Raw genomic sequence first — 15,991 nt, forward strand, 5'->3', positions numbered from 1 at the left:
GCGCCCGTTTCGCGCTAGACTGGCGGCTTCTCACAGGAGCCGCCATGATCCCACGCCTTCGCCCTATCGCCGCCGCGCTCGTTTGCGCCGCAGCCGCCTGCCTCTCCCCGGCCCGCGCCCAGACCATGCAACCGGGCCTGTGGGAAAACACCAGCAAAACCACCTCGCAAAACCCGCAGATCGCCCAGGCCATGGCCGAGATGCAAAAGCAGCTCGCTTCCATGACCCCGGAACAACGCGCGGCGATCGGGCAAATGGGCGGCCAGGCGGGCGCGCCGCATTTCGCCATGAACCCCGACGGCAGCGTGACCATGAAGCTGTGCCTCACCCAGAAAATGATCGACGATGCGGGCGGCAACTTCCTCGGCCCGCAAGACGGCAATTGCAGCCACAAGAAAAGCCCGCTGCTCGGCGGGACGCAGCGCTTTTCCTTCACGTGCAACAAGCCGCCCGCCTCCGGCCAGGGCAAGATCACCTTCCAGGGCGGTACCAGCTATACCTCGACCATGACGATGTCCTCCAGCGCCACCGGCCAGGAAGACATCATGCTTCTGGAAGGCAAGGGAAAATGGCTGGGCGCCAGTTGTGGCAATGTCAAGCCGATCGATCTGAAGCCGCCCGGGGCGCAATAGACTCGCACCGCGCTATGCATCCGGCAATATTGAAACAACAACATCCAGTGCCCGTTTCGCGCTAAACTAGCGGATTCACACTTGGAGTAACTATGAATCAACGTTTCCGCCTGACCACCCTCGCCCTCGTTTCCGCCGCAGCATTGGCAATCACGCCTGCATTCGCCCAGACCATGAAGCCAGGTCTGTGGGAAAGCACCAGCAAAACCACCTCGGCCGATCCGGAAACCAACAAAGCGATGGCTGATTCGCTAAAGCAGATGGCCAAGATGCCAGCGGCCCAGCGCAAGGAAATGGAAAAGTCGATGAACCACCCGGGCGGCCCGGTCATGACCATGAATGCCGACGGCAGCATCACCGTCAAGACCTGCATCAGCCAGAAACAGATCGACGCCGGCGCCAACATTGGCGTCGATGACGGCAACTGCAAATTCAAGCAAGGCGCCAACGTGGGCGGCACCCAGACGTATTCGTACGCCTGCGCCACGCCGCCGTCCTCGGGTGAAGGCAAGACCGTGTACCAGGGTAACGATTACACCTCGACCGTGAAGATGAGCACCACCGCCAGCGGCAAGAAGGACGTCATGACGAGCGAGACCAAAGGCAAGTGGCTCGGCGCCGATTGCGGCGCCATCAAGCCGGTGGAAATCAAGCCGACCCCGGCCAAGAAGTAAGTGTGGCCATGTGGGCGGCGCCAACGCGGCGCCCACACCGGCGCGGCGCTTACGTCGCGCCGGTAAACGCCAGGTAGCGCTCGCGCGCCAGGCTTGCCACCGGCCCGATGGCAAGCGTGCGCTGCTCGTAGCGGATGCAGGGCGTGACCTTGCCGTAGTTACCGGTATTAAAGATTTCCAGCGCTGTCAGCAGTTCGTCCGGATGGACGCTGCGCTCTTCCACCGCCACACCGGCCTCGGCCAGCAAAGCAATCACCCGCGCCCGCGTAATACCCGCCAGGAACGTGCCATTCGGCACCGGCGTCACCACCTTGCCCTCCGGCGTGACCAGGAACAAATTCGAGGTCGCGAACTCGGCCACATTGCCATCGCTGTCGACCACCACCGCATTGTCGTAGCCGCACGCAGTCGCTGCGCGAATCGCGCGCGTGGTGTTGGCGTACAGGGCCGAGGCCTTGGCGTCGGTCGGCGCCATGCTGGCGTCCGGCCGGCACAGGGTGGACAGGCAGGCCGAAAAACCGGTGAACGGCGGCATCGGCGCATCGAACAAGGTCAATGCGAAAGCGCTCTTGTCGGGCACCGGCACCAGAAAGCCTTCGGCGCCGAACACCAGCGGGCGTACATACAATTCGGCGTCGGCCGGGAACTTGGCGACGCCCTCGCGCACCAGCGCTTCCATTTCATCGACCGTCAGCGGGCACTGCAAACCGAGCCGCTCGGCCGAGCGGATCACCCGTTCCAGATGCGGGCGCAGGTCGGGCAAGCGGCCGCGGATGGCGCGCGCGCCGTCGAACACCGACGAGCCGAGCCAGACGCTGTGATCCATCGCGCCGAACAGCGGCACATTACCTTCGGCCCATTGTCCTTTGAAATACGTCAGATACATAATTGCTCCCTATTCATTGTTATACAGGCAGTTTAACCGAACTCGCCGGCCACGTTCGGCCACGCCCACGGCCCGGTTAGAGGGCGAGCTCCAATGCAACTCAGCAACAATCGCTCCATACCTGTTAGCATTGAAAATGCTGCAATCATATATTTAACTTAACGCACGTCCTTGGACGTCAAGGCTGATGCACCTCGCAATTAATATGACTCTCCCCCGACAGCCAGGCCGCTGGCTCACCATCGGCCTCGTGATCGCCCTGCACGCGGCCCTGTTGCTGGCGTGGCGCCATGCGCGCGAGAAAGACCCGGAGCACGACGAGGACAGTGGCCCGCGCATCCAGTGGATCGACACCATCGCCCCCAAGGCGGCCGAGCGGGCGCCGCCAACCCGCCCCGCGCCGCCCGTCAGCGCCAGTAGTACACCGGTGCGCGCCACGCGAGCGCGCCGCGCCACGCCGCTGACGGCACCGGCGCCGCCCGCCCCTGCCGTCAGCGTCCCGGCCGCGCCCGCCAGCGAGGCGCCGGCCATGACCGTCGTGCCGCCCGATCCCTTCGCCGAGCCGGCCGCAACCGCACCGTCGCATTCCGCCGACGCCATCCGCAAGCGCGCGTTTGCCGACCTGGGCAAGATCGACAAGGACTTGCGCAAGGCATCGCTCAACAAGTTCGCCGTGCCCGACGATTCGCCGCAACAGCGCCTGATCGCCGGCATCCAGTCGGCCCGGCGCAACCCCACCTTGTTCGAGAAAGCCGAGATCGAGGAAATTACAACCGGCAACAGCGACAGCGGGGCGCGCAAATACAAGATCAAGACGGGCCTGGGAACGTATTGCGTTACCTATCCATCCGTCAACGATCCAATGGGCCAAAAGAGATATGAACTGTGCCCCAAGTAGCCGTCGGAGCGGTCTGTACGCTAGCGTACCAAGTTTCAGGGCAACACCACGTACACTACGTCTTTAGTATCTGTTGCTCCGGCTATATTTCATGCTTCCCACTTTAGAACGAATCGATCCCCATAGCGACCGCATTGACGTGCTGGTCGACCTGGTCGAAAAACTGCGCCCGCGCCGCCGCGCCGAGATCGCCACCAGCACCGAGCGCGTGCGCACCCTGTGCCAGCTACTCAAAGGCAATCCAGAGCAAGCGTCCGCCCTGCGCAGCTACCTCACACGCCTGCTCGACAGCCGCCGCCACGCCAGCCTGTACACCGACATCGGCGTGTTGTCCAACGACGGTTTCTTCACCGAATTGAAACGCCGCGTTTCCTACCGCTTCCTGCCGCCCGCGCTCGGCGATGTCTACCTGAGCGACGCCATCGACCAGGTGCTGTACGTCCAGACCGATTACCGCTGGATCCGTACCGTGCCCGCCGCCGACTGGCTGGAACTGTTCGACGTGGTCGCGAACGCCCCGTCCGCGCCGCTCACAGGCCCGGCCAACGCGGCCCGCACTACCGTGCTCGGCATGCTCGAAGCGATCCGCACCATCTCTTGCCGCGTCTGCGCGCTCGGCTTCGAACCGCGCCTGATCAGCAGCCATGCCGACATCGAAAACTTCGATTCGCCCTTCCTCATGCAAAACATCGAGGTCAACAACTACCTCGACGGTTATGCGCGCCTGATGGCCGGCGAAGTGGCCGAGGTCGACGATGCGCGCCACCTGCTGGTCATGCTCGACCAGTGCGACAGCGTGGTCGCCAAGATCCGCAAGAACGCGCTCAGCCACGGCACCAGCGTGGCCCTGACCTACCTGCTGGTCGCGCTCACCCAGAGCATCGACCGCCTGCGCAAACTGCTGTTCCTGGTCGATGTGAGCGGTCACTTGCCGGCCGCTCCCGGAGTCGACCTGGCCACCCTGGCCAACGAGGCCACCCCCGAGTACGCCCCGCCCACCAGCCTGCGGCGCGCCGGCGGCATTGCCCTGGCGCAGGAACTGGTCGAAGCGCACAACAACAAATACACGGTGCGCGACCTGTTCGCCGACAATATCGACCTGCTGGCGCGCAATGTGACGGAAAACGCCAGCCGCACCGGCGAACACTACATTGCCGACACGCGGGTCCAGCTGCGCAGCATGTTCAACTCCTCGGCCGGGGCCGGCTTCATCGTCGGTTTCATGGCGCTGTTCAAGATTCTGCTCGGGACCCTGCGCGCCGCGCCGCTGGTCGAAGCCTTTTTGTTCAGCCTGAACTATTCGCTCGGCTTCATGCTGATCCACGTGCTGCACTTCACCGTGGCCACCAAGCAGCCGGCCATGACCGCCTCGCGCATCGCCGCCGGGCTGTCGAGCAAGGATGGCAGGAATATCGACCTCGACAGCATGGCGGAGCTCATCAACAAGGTGTTCCGCACCCAATGCGTCGCCGTGCTGGGCAACCTGGCCACGGCGATCCCGACCGCCTACCTGATCGCCACCGGCTACCACTACGCGACCGGACATCACCTGGTCACACCGGACAAAGCCATGCACCTGCTGCATGACATCGACCCGATCCACAGCCTGGCCCTGTTCTACGCCGCCATCGCCGGCGTGTGCCTGTTCGTGGCCGGGCTGATCTCGGGCTATTTCGACAACAAGGCGCTCTACACGCGCATGGCGCAGCGCGTCTACCAGTTGCGCGGCCTGGGCCGCCTGCTGGGGCCGGAACGGTTGCTGCGCCTGTCGCTGTACATCGAGAACAACCTGGGCAGCCTGATGGGCAATATGTACTTCGGCGTGCTGCTGGGCACCATCGGCACCCTCGGCTTCCTGTTCGGCCTGCCGCTCGACATCCGCCACGTCACTTTTTCGTCAGCCAACTTCGCCACCGCGCTGGTCGCGCTCGACCACAAGATGAGCTGGGAAGTCGCATTGACCTCGATCGGCGGCTTTTTATCGATCGGCACGGTCAATCTCGTGGTAAGTTTCGGATTGGCACTGTTGGTTGCGCTTCGTGCGCGCAAGATTCACTTCGAACACGGTATTTTGTTGTTGAAAGCACTTGGACGGCGCTTCCTGGCCGCCCCCATCGATTTTTTCATCGGACCCAAGGACCTGCCGTCCGAGTCGCCCGACGCCGTACCATTTAGGGGATCAAAATGACGAAAACCCGTGTCGCCGCCTGGCTGGCCGTGCTGGCCCTGACGGTCGGCCTGGCCTCCTGCGCCTCCCTGCCCTCGATGGAGGGGGTGGGCGAGACCGCGGTGGCGCAGAAGCACCCGACGGTTGCCACCGGCAAAGGCCGGATGGACAAGAAAAGAGCCGCCGACCTGCTGGCGCGGCGCTGGGCCAAGGCCACCCCCGACATGAAGGCGCTGGCGGTGCTGGAAGAAGCCGCCACCGGCGTGCCCTTGGTGGCCGGCAACAAGGTCACCCTGCTGTTCGACGGCCCGGCCACCATGAAGGAAATGATGAGCGCCGCCGCCAACGCGAAGACCTCGATCAACCTGGAAACGTATATTTTCGACCAGGATGAGATCGGCCTGCAGTTCGCCGATGTCCTGATCGACAAGCAGAAACAGGGCGTCACCGTCAACGTCCTGTACGACAGCGTCGGCACCCTGGCCACGCCCAAGGAATTTTTCGAACGCATGAAACAGGCCGGCATTGCCATGATCGCCTTTAACCCCGTCAATCCGGCGGCGCGGGTCGGCAAGTGGGAATTGAACAACCGCGACCACCGCAAGCTGATGGTGGTCGATGGCACGGTGGCGTTCACGGGCGGCATCAACATCAGCAGCACGTATGCCAACAGTTCCTTCTTCCGCTCCAAGCGCAAGCCGGACGCGACCGACGGCAAGAAAGTCGGCTGGCGCGACACCCACATCAAGATCGAGGGGCCGGCGGTGGCCTCGCTGCAATATCACTTCATCGACGCCTGGGTCAACCAGGATGCCGGCGAATTGCCCGAGCGCGAGTACTTCCCGCCGCTGGCGCCGGTCGGCGACAAGATCGTGCGCGTGCTGGCCACCGATCCCGAGCGCGAGTCGGAGATTTACAAGTCGTTCATGCTGGCGATCCAGGAAGCGAAAAAATCGGTCCACATCACCTCGGCGTATTTTGTGCCGGACCGCCAGTTTGTCGACGCCCTGAGCGCGGCCGCCAGGCGCGGCGTGGACGTGCGCCTGGTGCTGCCGGGCGTGACCGATCACGGCCTGGTGTTTCATGCGGGACGCGGGTTTTACGATGAACTGCTGCGCAACGGGGTCAAGATCCACCAGTTGCAAGTAGCGATCCTGCACGCCAAGACGGCGGTGATCGATGGCACCTGGTCGACGGTCGGCTCGGCCAATATCGACCGCCGCAGTTTTCTGCACAATTACGAGCTCAACGTGGTCGTGCTCGACGCCGGCTTCGGCGCCGATATGGAAAGCGCGTTCTCCGAAGACATGCGCGATTCGAAGGAAATCACCCTGGCACAGTGGCGCGACCGGCCGTGGAGCGACCGGGTCAAGGAGTGGGCGGCACGCCTGACCGAATACTGGATCTGATCGCGCGCAAGCGCAGCGCAGCCACGGCGGCCAGCAAAGTGTTGTTCGCCGTCCAGATTCCCGAGCGCTTGCGCGGGAAACGCATTTACACAATATTTTCGTTTCGCTATATTCAAAGCACATAGGGATCATCGCGGCTTGAGATGGATCAAGCAAAGCCTTGATTCATCGGGCATACGCGAGCGTTGCAGCTGCCCCCGCAAATGGTGCGGACCTGTCCGGGAAGCGATCTCATGCCGAATTACACCTTTCAGAAAAAACAAATGGCGGTGCTGGTGGCGGGCGCCTGCCTGGTAATGGCCAACGCGGCGGCGGTCGGCAATCCTTGCCCGGCCGCCAGCGGGGCCATCATCACGGTGGACAACATAACCGTCGATAGCGTCTGCACCATCGGCGCCGGCGAGAGCCTCAACGTGACCGCCACCGGGGTGATTACCGTGCCCCTGGCAAACACACCCAACAATGGCGTCCAGCTCGCTACCGGCGTCAGCGCCGGCTCGATCACCAATGCCGGCACCATCAACCCGGTCGCGGTCGCTCTCAACATTGAAGGCACCCTCACCGGCGGGATCACCAATACCGGCACCATCGCGTCCACCGGACCGTGGGGCGGCATCACCGAGGAAGGCATCCGCCTGAGCGGCGCCACGGTTAGCGGCGCCATCAGCAACGGCCCGGCCGGCGCGATCAGCGCCGTCAACGGCACCGCGATCCATATCGTCAACAGTTCGCTACAGGGCGGCATCGCGAATGCGGCCGGCGGCAACATCAACGCTGCCGGCGGCTTCGCCGCGCTCGACATCAGCAATTCCCAGCTCGGCGCCAGCATTGTCAACCAGGGGCACATCGGCAAGACGGCGGGACAAAACGCGCGCGGCATCATCTTGTCGACCGTCACGCTCACCGGCGACATCCTCAACAGCGGCAGCATCGACACCCAGGGCGGCAACCCGGCGCTGGCGCTGGCGGGAAGCACCGTGAGCGGCAAAATCAGCAATAGCGGCACGATCGGCGGCATCAACTCGAACGCCCTGTCGGTGCAAGGCGGCTCCACCGTCGGCATGATCGAGAATACCGCGACCGGCATCATGAGCGGCGGCACCCAGATGATCGGCGTCGCCAATTCGACGGTGACCAGCGGCATCGTCAATGCCGGCAAGCTCACCGGCATCCACCCCATCGACCTGAGCACCGCCATCATCACCGGCGGCGGCATCCTGAACGATACCGGCGCCGAGACCCACGGCCAGCGCGGCATCAGCCTGGCCACGACGCAGATCAGCGGCGACATCATCAACCGCGGCCTGATGGACGGGGGCGAAGGCGGCATCGCCGCCTTCAATGGCACCACGATCACCGGCAACATCCATAACGCCGGCACCATCACCACCACCACATCGAGCGGCAGAGATGGCCTGGACGGCGCGGGAATATTCATCAACAACAATTCCAATGTCACGGGCCAGATCGTCAACAGCTCGCTCATTAGCAGTAAAGGCAACGGCATCACCCTGGCGAGCAGCGCCACGGCGGGGTCGATCAGCAATACCGCGACCGGCGTGATCACCAGCACAAACCACGCCATCAATGTCAACGGCACCGGCGCCAGCGTGGCCACCGGCATCGTCAACGCCGGTGCGCTGAATGCCCCGCGCGGCATCCGGATCGGCAGCGCCGCCAATATCGTGTCCGGCGGCATCGTCAACCAGGCCGGCGCCACCATCACCGCCACCGACATCGGCATCACCGTGCCGAATGGACTGATCCACGGCGGCATCACCAACGCGGGGACCATCAGCGGCACCAATACCGGCATTGCGATTACCGGTACCAGCGTGCTCGATGGCGGCATCCTGAACACCGGTACGATCAGCGGCGCCAATTCGCTCAACTTCACCAACAGCGGCAGCGCCTTTATCGTCACCAACCGGGGCAGCCTGACTGGCGCACTCGCGCTCGGCATCAATACCTTGACTATCCTGGGCACGAGCGCCAGCGTGACCGGCAACGTCACCGGCGGCGCCGGCAGCGTGGTCAATCTCGGCACCGGTGCGCTCAATACCGCCGCGTTCACGCCCGGCGGCAATTTCGCCGGCCTGGGCCAGATGAATATCAGCGCCGGCAGCACCCTGCGCTCAAGCAGCGCGCTGGCCATCGGCGCCACAAGCATGAGCAACAGCGGGATCCTGTCGGTCGCCGCCGGCCATACCGTGACCTTGACCGGCGACTATCTCCAGAGCGTCGGCGGCATCTTCCGCACCGGCCTGACCAACGCCACCACCTACGGCAAACTGAACGTCACAGGCAATGTCGACATGTCCGCCAGCAGCAACATCGATGTCGATGTCGGCGGCGCGCCGGTGCTGGCCAACGGCACCATCCTGGCCGATGTCATCAAGGCTGGCGGCACGCTGACCACGGCGTCCATCATGCCTGTCACCGACAACAGCTTCCTGTTCAACCTGACCGGCGTTAAAAACGGCAAGTCCATCGACCTGGTGATCGCCTCGGCGACGCCAACCCCGACGCCGACACCAACCCCGACGCCGACACCAGTGCCAACGCCAACGCCGGTTCCGACACCAACACCCGTGCCGACGCCGGAACCGACACCCGTCCCGACACCTGTGCCTGTGCCGACGCCGGTTCCTGTGCCTGTGCCTGTGCCGGTGCCGGTGCCGACGCCCGTTCCCGTGCCAACGCCGGTGCCTGTGCCTGTGCCTGTGCCGACGCCGGTTCCGGTCCCGACACCTGTGCCTGTGCCGACGCCGGTGCCGGTGCCGCCGCCGGTGCCGGTGCCGCCGCCGGTGCCGGTGCCGGTTCCAGTGCCGGTGCCGGTCCCTGTTCCGACGCCGGTACCGACGCCGGTGCCGACCCCGGTGCCGCCAATCGAGCCGCAGCCGGCCAATACCGCCGTCTCGGCCATCGTCACCACCGGCAACTCGTCCGGCGGCGGCGCGGCGCGCGTGTTCGACGGCCTGATCGCCAGCAGCGCCGGCGGCGACATGGGCCAGGTCATCACCGCGCTGGGCAAGCTGTCGACCGCGCAAGAAGTTTCGGATGCGGTCGGCCAGACCCTGCCGCTGGCGGGTGGCGGCATGGCCGCCGCCGTGGCCGCCACCATGAACCTGACCGACCGCGTGGTGCAAGCGCGCATCGAAGCCAATCGCGGCCTGTCGGCCGGCGACGGCTACGGCAGCGAGCGCGCCATGTGGGCCAAGCCGTTCGGCGCCTGGGCGCGCCAGAGCGAGCGCGATGGCACGCTCGGCTACAAGGCCGACAGCGGCGGCCTGATCGTCGGAGCGGACGGCGTTGTCAGCAGCGCCGACCGGATCGGCGTTGCGCTGACCTACGCCCGGACCAATCTGGACGGCAACGGCGCGCGCCCGCAGTCGGCCGATATCGACCTGCTGCAACTGATGACCTACGGCAGCCACAAGCTCGACGCCGATACCGACATCAGCTGGCAACTCGACGCGGGCAGCAACAAGACCGAAGCTCGCCGGCTCATCAGTTTCGGCGGCCTGACGCGTGTCGCCAGCAGCGATTATCGCGGCATGAGCCTGCATGCCGGCAGCGGCATCGGGCGCGTTGTGCGGCTCAGCGAGCAAACCAGCCTTGTCCCATCGGTGCGCCTGGACTACACCACCGTCAAGAACAAGGCCTACACCGAAAGCGGGGCCGGCGCCTTGAACCTGCTGGTGAACAGCCAGCGCGCCAAGCAGTTCATCCTGTACGCCGACGCCAAGTTCAATCATTCGCCATCGAAGCAATTGACGTTCTCCGGCAACTTCGGGCTCGGCTATGATTTCCTGGCCGAGCAAACCGCGCTGGTGGCGGCCTTTGCCGGCGGCGGACCGGCCTTCACCACCAGCGGGATCGACGCCAAGCCGCTGTTTGCGCGCGCCGGCGCCGGCGTGACCTTGCTGCGCGACGGTAACACCGAACTGACGGCGCGCTACGACGCCGAAGCCCATCGCGGCTTCCGGGCGCAAAGCGTCTCGTTCAAGCTGCGCAAGCAGTTCTGAGCGCCGCCGCCGAACCTGGCCTGAGGAGAGCGATGCCGACCGACCCACCCGCATGGCGTTTGAAAAGCAACCTGGCCGGCATCGCGTGGCCGGCCGTCCCGGATGTGCGGGGCGGCCTGGTCTGCTCCCTGTTGCGCCAGATGGAAAGCGAGCAATGGCTGGCCCCGCATGAGATCGCGGCGCGCCAGTCGGTCCAGCTGGCGCAGATCGTGCGCCACGCCGCGCGCAGCGTACTCTGGTACCGCGCCCACTGGCCAGCCGGCCTGGTGGCGCAATGGAGCGAGGGCGCGCCCGTGCATGCGGACGATGTCGCACGGCTGCCGTGCTTGTCCCGGCGTGAGCTGCAAGCGCAGTTCGACCAGCTTCAGAGCAACGCCGTGCCGTCCGAGCACGGCCCGCTGGCGGACGGCAGCAGTTCCGGCTCGACCGGCACGCCGGTGCGCTTCCGCAAAACCTGCCTGAACCAGCTGATCTGGGAAGCGCTGACCCTGCGCGACCATGCCTGGCACCGTCGCGACCTGCTGCAAACGCTGTGCATCATCCGGCGCGGCGAGGCCGCCGAGGCCGACAACTGGGGCATGGCGACCCGCATGTTCCACACCGGCCCAGCCTATCTGTGCCCGGTCAGCGTCGATGTCCAGGCCCAGCTGGCATGGCTGGTGCAACGCGCGCCGGGCTACCTGCTGACCTACCCCTCGCTGGCCCTGCAACTGGCCACACTCGCGCTCGAGCAAGGCGTGCGCCTCCCAAGCCTGCGCGAAGTGCGCACCTTCGGCGAACCGCTCGATGCGCACGTGCGCCAGGCCTGCCACGAAGCCTGGGGCGTGCCGGTCAACGACAGCTATTCATCCGAGGAATTCGGTTACCTGGCGATCCGTTGCCCGCACAGCGGCCACTATCATGTCCAGTCCGAAAACGTGCTGCTCGAAGTGCTCGACGACGCCGGCAATGCCTGCGCGCCGGGCGCTTGCGGACGGGTGGTGGTGAGCGGCCTGCTCAATTTTGCCATGCCCCTGATCCGTTACGAGCTGGGCGACATGGCCGAAGCCGGCCCGCCCTGCCCCTGCGGGCGCGGCCTGCCGGTGCTCACGCGCATCCTGGGGCGCACCCGCAACATGCTGGTGACGGCCGATGGCAAGCGCTACTGGCCCACCTTCGGCTTTCGCGACAGCGGCGCGACCGGCATCGTCCAGCGCCAGGTGGTCCAGAGGGCGCCCGACCAGGTGCAGATCCGCTATGTCAGCACCGATGCGCTCTCGCCCGACCAGGAAACCAGCCTGGCGGCGCAGGTGGCGCGGCGCCTGCCGCCCGGCGTGCGCGTCGACGCGCTGCGGGTGGACCACATTGCCCGCAGCGCGAGCGGCAAGTTCGAAGAATTCATCTCGCTGGTGGCGGCGCCGGCGTCCTGAGCTCAGCGCATCCGCTGTCCCTGCAACATCCATTTGACATACAGGCTGTCCGGCGTGGCGGACCGGTGCCCGGCCAGTTCGCGCGCCGCCAGCGGCGCGCAGCGCACCGCGCCCAGGCCGGCGGCGCGGGCAGCGGCGGCCAGCTCGTCCCCTGACGCCACCGCATGGGTGGTCTTGGCGGCGCAAAAGGCGCGCACGATGCCTTCCAGCGCGCTCTCGCCCAGCAGCGGCAAGTGCAGCGCCGCCGTGCGCTGGGCGGCCAGGCTGGCCGCGACCATGCGCTCGACCTGCTGCGGCGCATACGCCAGCAATGCTGCGCCATGCTGCGCGCGCACGCTTTGATACAGCAGCAAGCTGCCCCCCGGCGCCAGCCGCGCCGCCAGTTGCCCGATCAGCGCGGCGCGCTCGTGCGGCGCGATAAAACTGAGCAGGGAATGGGCCAGCACCAGGTCCACGCCCGGCGCGTCCGGGTCGGGCGGCGCGCGCAGGTCGCACTCCTGCGGCGTCACCGCAAACCCCATCGCCCCGGCGTAGCGCCGGCACAGCGCCAGCGGCGCCGGGGAGCGGTCGGCGATGCCCACATCGAGCGCGGCGACGCCCTCGCCAAAGGCCTCGTGCAGCACCGACAGCAGGCCGCAATCGGCGCTGCCGGCGATGCAGGCCGAGGAGAGCGGCCGTGTACGCGCCAGTGCGCGCAGGTGGCGCACCATCTGCGCGCGCTCGCTGGCCAGGCCGCTGATCACGCCCAGCAGTTGCAGCACCACCCAGCCGGCATGGTAGGCCGAGGCCATCGGCAACAAGTCGGGCAAGGCTTGCAGCAGCAGCGCGCGGCGCGCCTCCGCGCTGAAAGCGGACACCGGCCTCACCTGGCCAGCGCCAGGTCGGCGCTGGCCAGGGCGAAACGCGCCACGGCCGCCTCGTCGAGCGTCACGCCGAAGCCGGGGCCGGGCGGCAAGCGCGCCTGGCCATCGCGGATATCGATGGTTTCATTGATGATGTCGCCGGCGAAGCGCTCGCGCGCGGAACCGTAGCCGATGAATTCGCCCACGGCGGGGTGCGCGGCGGCAAAGTGCAACAGGGCCGCGCTGCCCACCCCGAAGGTGTGTTTCGAGCCGAGGTTGCACTGCAGTCCGCCGGCCGAGGCAATCTCGACAATGGCGGCCGAGGCGCGCAAGCCGCCCGACTTGGCCAGCTTGACCGTGATGATGTCGGCCGCGCGCGCCCGCACCACGCGCATCGCGTCGGCCGGGCTGAGCACGCTTTCGTCGGCCGCGATGGGCGCGTGCGCGCGCTCCGTGATCAGTTGCATGGCCTCGATATCCCACCAGGCGCACGGCTGCTCGATGCATGCGAGCGCGCATTCGCGCAAGGCGACATCGACCGCCAGCGCCGCCTTGCACTGCCAGGCCTGGTTGGGATCGATTTCGAGGCGCGCCTGCTCGCCCACGGCGCGCTGCACCGCGCGCGCCATGCGGATATCGTGGCGCCAGTCGGCGCTGCCTTTCAGGGTCAGCAGGCGGTATCCCCTCTCCACCAGGGCGCAGGCCGACTGCACCGCCGTGCGCTCGTCCGGCATGGCCATGCTGCGCGAGAGGGGAAAGCGCTCGCGCGTGGCGCCGCCGAGCAGGTCGGCCACCGCAATGCCGAGGTGGCGCGCCTTCAGGTCGTGCAGCGCCAGGTCGACCGCGCACAGGGAAGTGGGAAAGGCGTGCCGTTCCGACGACAGGCCGGCCAGCATCTGCAACAAGGTGACGATGCGCGCGCCGTCCTGGCCCAGCAGGAGCGGCCCGCTGACCTCGGCCAGGCGCTGGAACACGGAGTCCGCGCTTTCGCCATCGCGCGCCGGGAAGATGATCGAGGCCTCGCCCAGGCCCACCGTGCCGTCGCGCGCGCTCAAGCGCAGCAACACCTTCTCGCCCACTTCCAGGCGCCCGCGCGAGGACTGCATGGGCGCCAGATACGGAATGCGCACCTTCCACACCTGCACCCGCACGATCGTCAGCGGCGCGGCGCGTACACTTGCAGAAGATATATCAGCCATTGAGCCCGTCCGTCAATGAGGGTGGCCATCGGCTGCGGCCGCCGCTCAAGGGCTATTGTACTGTCCGGCAGCGCGCCGTGTACCTTAAATCCCGCTGGCCATCAAGCCTTCGGTATGGCCCGACCAGATATTGCCGGTGCGCAAAAACGGCTCGGTCTTCATCAGCGAAAAGCGCAAGCCCACCTCGTCCCAGCCGTAGCGGTCCACTTCGACCCGCTGTTGCTCGACCCGCACCACGTTGAACGAGTTTACTTCCCCGCGCCCGCGCGTCGAGGTGGCCGTGCCCGCCTGCACCACCAGCGCCGCGTACTCGCTCATCTGGTAGCGCTCCGAGGTGTTGCCCGCATGACTGGTGTGCATATGCCCCGACAGCAGCAAGTCGACGCCGCATTCGGCGAACGCCTTCATCGCCGCCGGCGCGCGCTCGACCAGGTCGTCGTCATCCTCGGTCTTGGGCAGGTCGAACGGGTGATGGGTGACGATGATGCGCGTGATGGCCGGGTCCAGTCCGGCCAACTGCTTGCGGATCATGGCCACCTGCTCGTCGTTGACCCGGCCGTCCTTGAAGGTCAGCGAACGCGCGGTATTGACGCCCAGTACCGCGATTTCGTCATCCACGAAGATCGGGTCGAGATCGTCGGTGATGTAGCGCTTGTAGCGCGTGAGCGGCTGCAAAAAGCGCCGGAACACGTTGTACAGCGAAATATCGTGATTGCCGGGCACGATGATCTGCGGCCCCGGCAAGGTGTCGAGCCAGGCCTTGGCGGCCTCGAACTCCTCGCTCTTGGCGCGCTGGGTCAGGTCGCCCGAGACCACCACCACGTCCGGCGCGATGCGTTCGACCAGCTCGCGCAAGGGGGCAAGCAATTTTTCGTCGACACGGCCAAAGTGCAAATCCGACAGATGAACCAATGTACGCATTGTTAACTCCTCAAGTTGGGACCACGACCGTCAGCGCGGCCGGACGGATCCGGTAGCGCAGCGGAGTCGTCATGACGGTGACCTCGCCATCGGTGGCCACCCGCAAACGCGTGTGGCGGGTGGCGATTTCCATGTTTTCCACGGTGAGCACGTCGAAATCGCGCTCCTGCGCCAGGCTGCCCCACAAGGCGCTCCAGCCCAGCCGCAGCAAGCCCAGCCGACCCGGGCGCTGCGCCACGTACAGGCTCAGCTTGCCGCCGTCGAGGCGCTGGCGCTCGCCCACGCTCAAGCCCTGCATCGTATATTCATTATTGCCGATGAACACAAACGGCGTGCGCCGCGCGTGCTCGTCGTCGCCCACCTTCAGGCGCAGGCTCAGGAAAGGATAACGGCGCAGCGCGGCCAGCGTGGCCCAGCCAGCCGCCAGCCACTTGCCGCGTCCCAGCCGGCGCTGCTGCTTTTCGCGGTCGCGCACGATGTCCGGATACAGCCCGAGGCTGGAATTGTTGAGGAATATCGTGCCGTTCACCTCGCCCACATCGACCCTGGTGCGCCGCCCCTGCGCCACGTTGCGGATGGCGTCGTCGAGCGCCAGCGGAATGCCGAGATCCTTGGCGAAGTGGTTCAGGGTACCCATCGGCAGCACGCCGAAGGCGATATCGCTGTCGACCAGTTGCGAGGCGACCGCGTTGATGGTGCCGTCGCCGCCGCCCGCCACCACGATCTGCTTGCCGCTGGCGCGCGCCGCCCTGGCCGCGCCGATCAACTCGGCGCCGCCGCGCGCCAGGGTGACGTCGGCCGCCATGCCGTGGGCGGCGAACTTGGCGCGCAGCTCGGCGGCGCGCGCGTCGTCATGGCCGCTGCCGGCGCTGCCGTTGATGATGACGGCGATCGGGGTCGGGGAGGTCAGGATAGCGCTCCTTGGA

Annotated in this window: 12 protein-coding genes; 7 read left to right on the forward strand and 5 right to left on the reverse strand. The window is 66.2% G+C overall.

Annotation, left to right across the window (positions count from 1 at the left end; translation table 11 throughout):
* Positions 1-44: 44 nt before the first annotated feature.
* Both F1735_RS04970 and F1735_RS04975 read left to right on the forward strand, forming a co-directional pair.
* Complete coding sequence (locus tag F1735_RS04970) at positions 45-632, forward strand: DUF3617 domain-containing protein (protein WP_167235892.1); 588 nt, start codon at positions 45-47, stop codon at positions 630-632.
* Between the two features lie 92 nt (positions 633-724).
* Positions 725-1,306: a DUF3617 domain-containing protein gene (locus tag F1735_RS04975; RefSeq protein ID WP_167235893.1), complete on the forward strand. Its 582-nt coding sequence runs from the start codon at positions 725-727 to the stop codon at positions 1,304-1,306.
* A 49-nt stretch (positions 1,307-1,355) separates the two neighbouring features.
* Here the strand turns inward: F1735_RS04975 and F1735_RS04980 are convergent, their stop codons facing one another.
* Positions 1,356-2,192 (reverse strand): branched-chain amino acid aminotransferase, encoded by an 837-nt coding sequence (locus F1735_RS04980; RefSeq protein ID WP_167235894.1) that lies wholly within the window; start codon positions 2,190-2,192, stop codon positions 1,356-1,358.
* A 205-nt stretch (positions 2,193-2,397) separates the two neighbouring features.
* On the opposite strand from F1735_RS04980, the gene F1735_RS04985 reads away from it, so the two are divergent.
* From F1735_RS04985 to F1735_RS05005, 5 genes are all read left to right on the forward strand, one after another.
* A complete protein-coding gene (locus F1735_RS04985; RefSeq protein WP_167235895.1) occupies positions 2,398-3,090 on the forward strand; it encodes a hypothetical protein in 693 nt (230 codons plus the stop codon).
* Between the two features lie 91 nt (positions 3,091-3,181).
* On the forward strand, positions 3,182-5,278 hold the full coding sequence (locus tag F1735_RS04990; RefSeq protein WP_167235896.1) for a site-specific recombinase: 2,097 nt from the start codon (positions 3,182-3,184) through the stop codon (positions 5,276-5,278).
* Positions 5,275-6,666, forward strand: coding sequence for a cardiolipin synthase (gene cls, locus F1735_RS04995; RefSeq protein WP_167235897.1), 1,392 nt, complete (start codon positions 5,275-5,277; stop codon positions 6,664-6,666). Before F1735_RS04990 ends, cls begins: the two co-directional genes overlap by 4 nt.
* A 233-nt stretch (positions 6,667-6,899) precedes the next feature.
* Entirely contained in the window at positions 6,900-10,694 is a 3,795-nt protein-coding gene (locus F1735_RS05000; protein ID WP_167235898.1) for an autotransporter outer membrane beta-barrel domain-containing protein, read from the forward strand.
* Positions 10,695-10,726: 32 nt separating this feature from the next.
* Positions 10,727-12,103: a phenylacetate--CoA ligase family protein gene (locus tag F1735_RS05005; protein WP_167235899.1), complete on the forward strand. Its 1,377-nt coding sequence runs from the start codon at positions 10,727-10,729 to the stop codon at positions 12,101-12,103.
* 2 nt (positions 12,104-12,105) lie between these two features.
* Here the strand turns inward: F1735_RS05005 and F1735_RS05010 are convergent, their stop codons facing one another.
* The 4 genes from F1735_RS05010 to F1735_RS05025 all read right to left on the reverse strand — a co-directional run bounded on the left by F1735_RS05010 (position 12,106) and on the right by F1735_RS05025 (position 15,978).
* Complete coding sequence (locus F1735_RS05010) at positions 12,106-12,960, reverse strand: class I SAM-dependent methyltransferase (protein ID WP_167235900.1); 855 nt, start codon at positions 12,958-12,960, stop codon at positions 12,106-12,108.
* 5 nt (positions 12,961-12,965) lie between these two features.
* Positions 12,966-14,144: a mandelate racemase/muconate lactonizing enzyme family protein gene (locus F1735_RS05015; protein ID WP_167235901.1), complete on the reverse strand. Its 1,179-nt coding sequence runs from the start codon at positions 14,142-14,144 to the stop codon at positions 12,966-12,968.
* Between the two features lie 84 nt (positions 14,145-14,228).
* Positions 14,229-15,065 carry a metallophosphoesterase family protein gene (locus tag F1735_RS05020; RefSeq protein WP_167235902.1) on the reverse strand — a complete coding sequence of 279 codons (837 nt, stop codon included), beginning with the start codon at positions 15,063-15,065 and terminating at the stop codon, positions 14,229-14,231.
* 10 nt (positions 15,066-15,075) lie between these two features.
* On the reverse strand, positions 15,076-15,978 hold the full coding sequence (locus F1735_RS05025) for a diacylglycerol/lipid kinase family protein (RefSeq protein ID WP_373888474.1): 903 nt from the start codon (positions 15,976-15,978) through the stop codon (positions 15,076-15,078).
* Positions 15,979-15,991 lie beyond the last annotated feature (13 nt).

Origin of the sequence: Massilia genomosp. 1, assembly GCF_011682185.1 — a bacterium.
GTDB classification, from domain to species: Bacteria; Pseudomonadota; Gammaproteobacteria; order Burkholderiales; family Burkholderiaceae_D; genus Telluria_A; species Telluria_A rubra.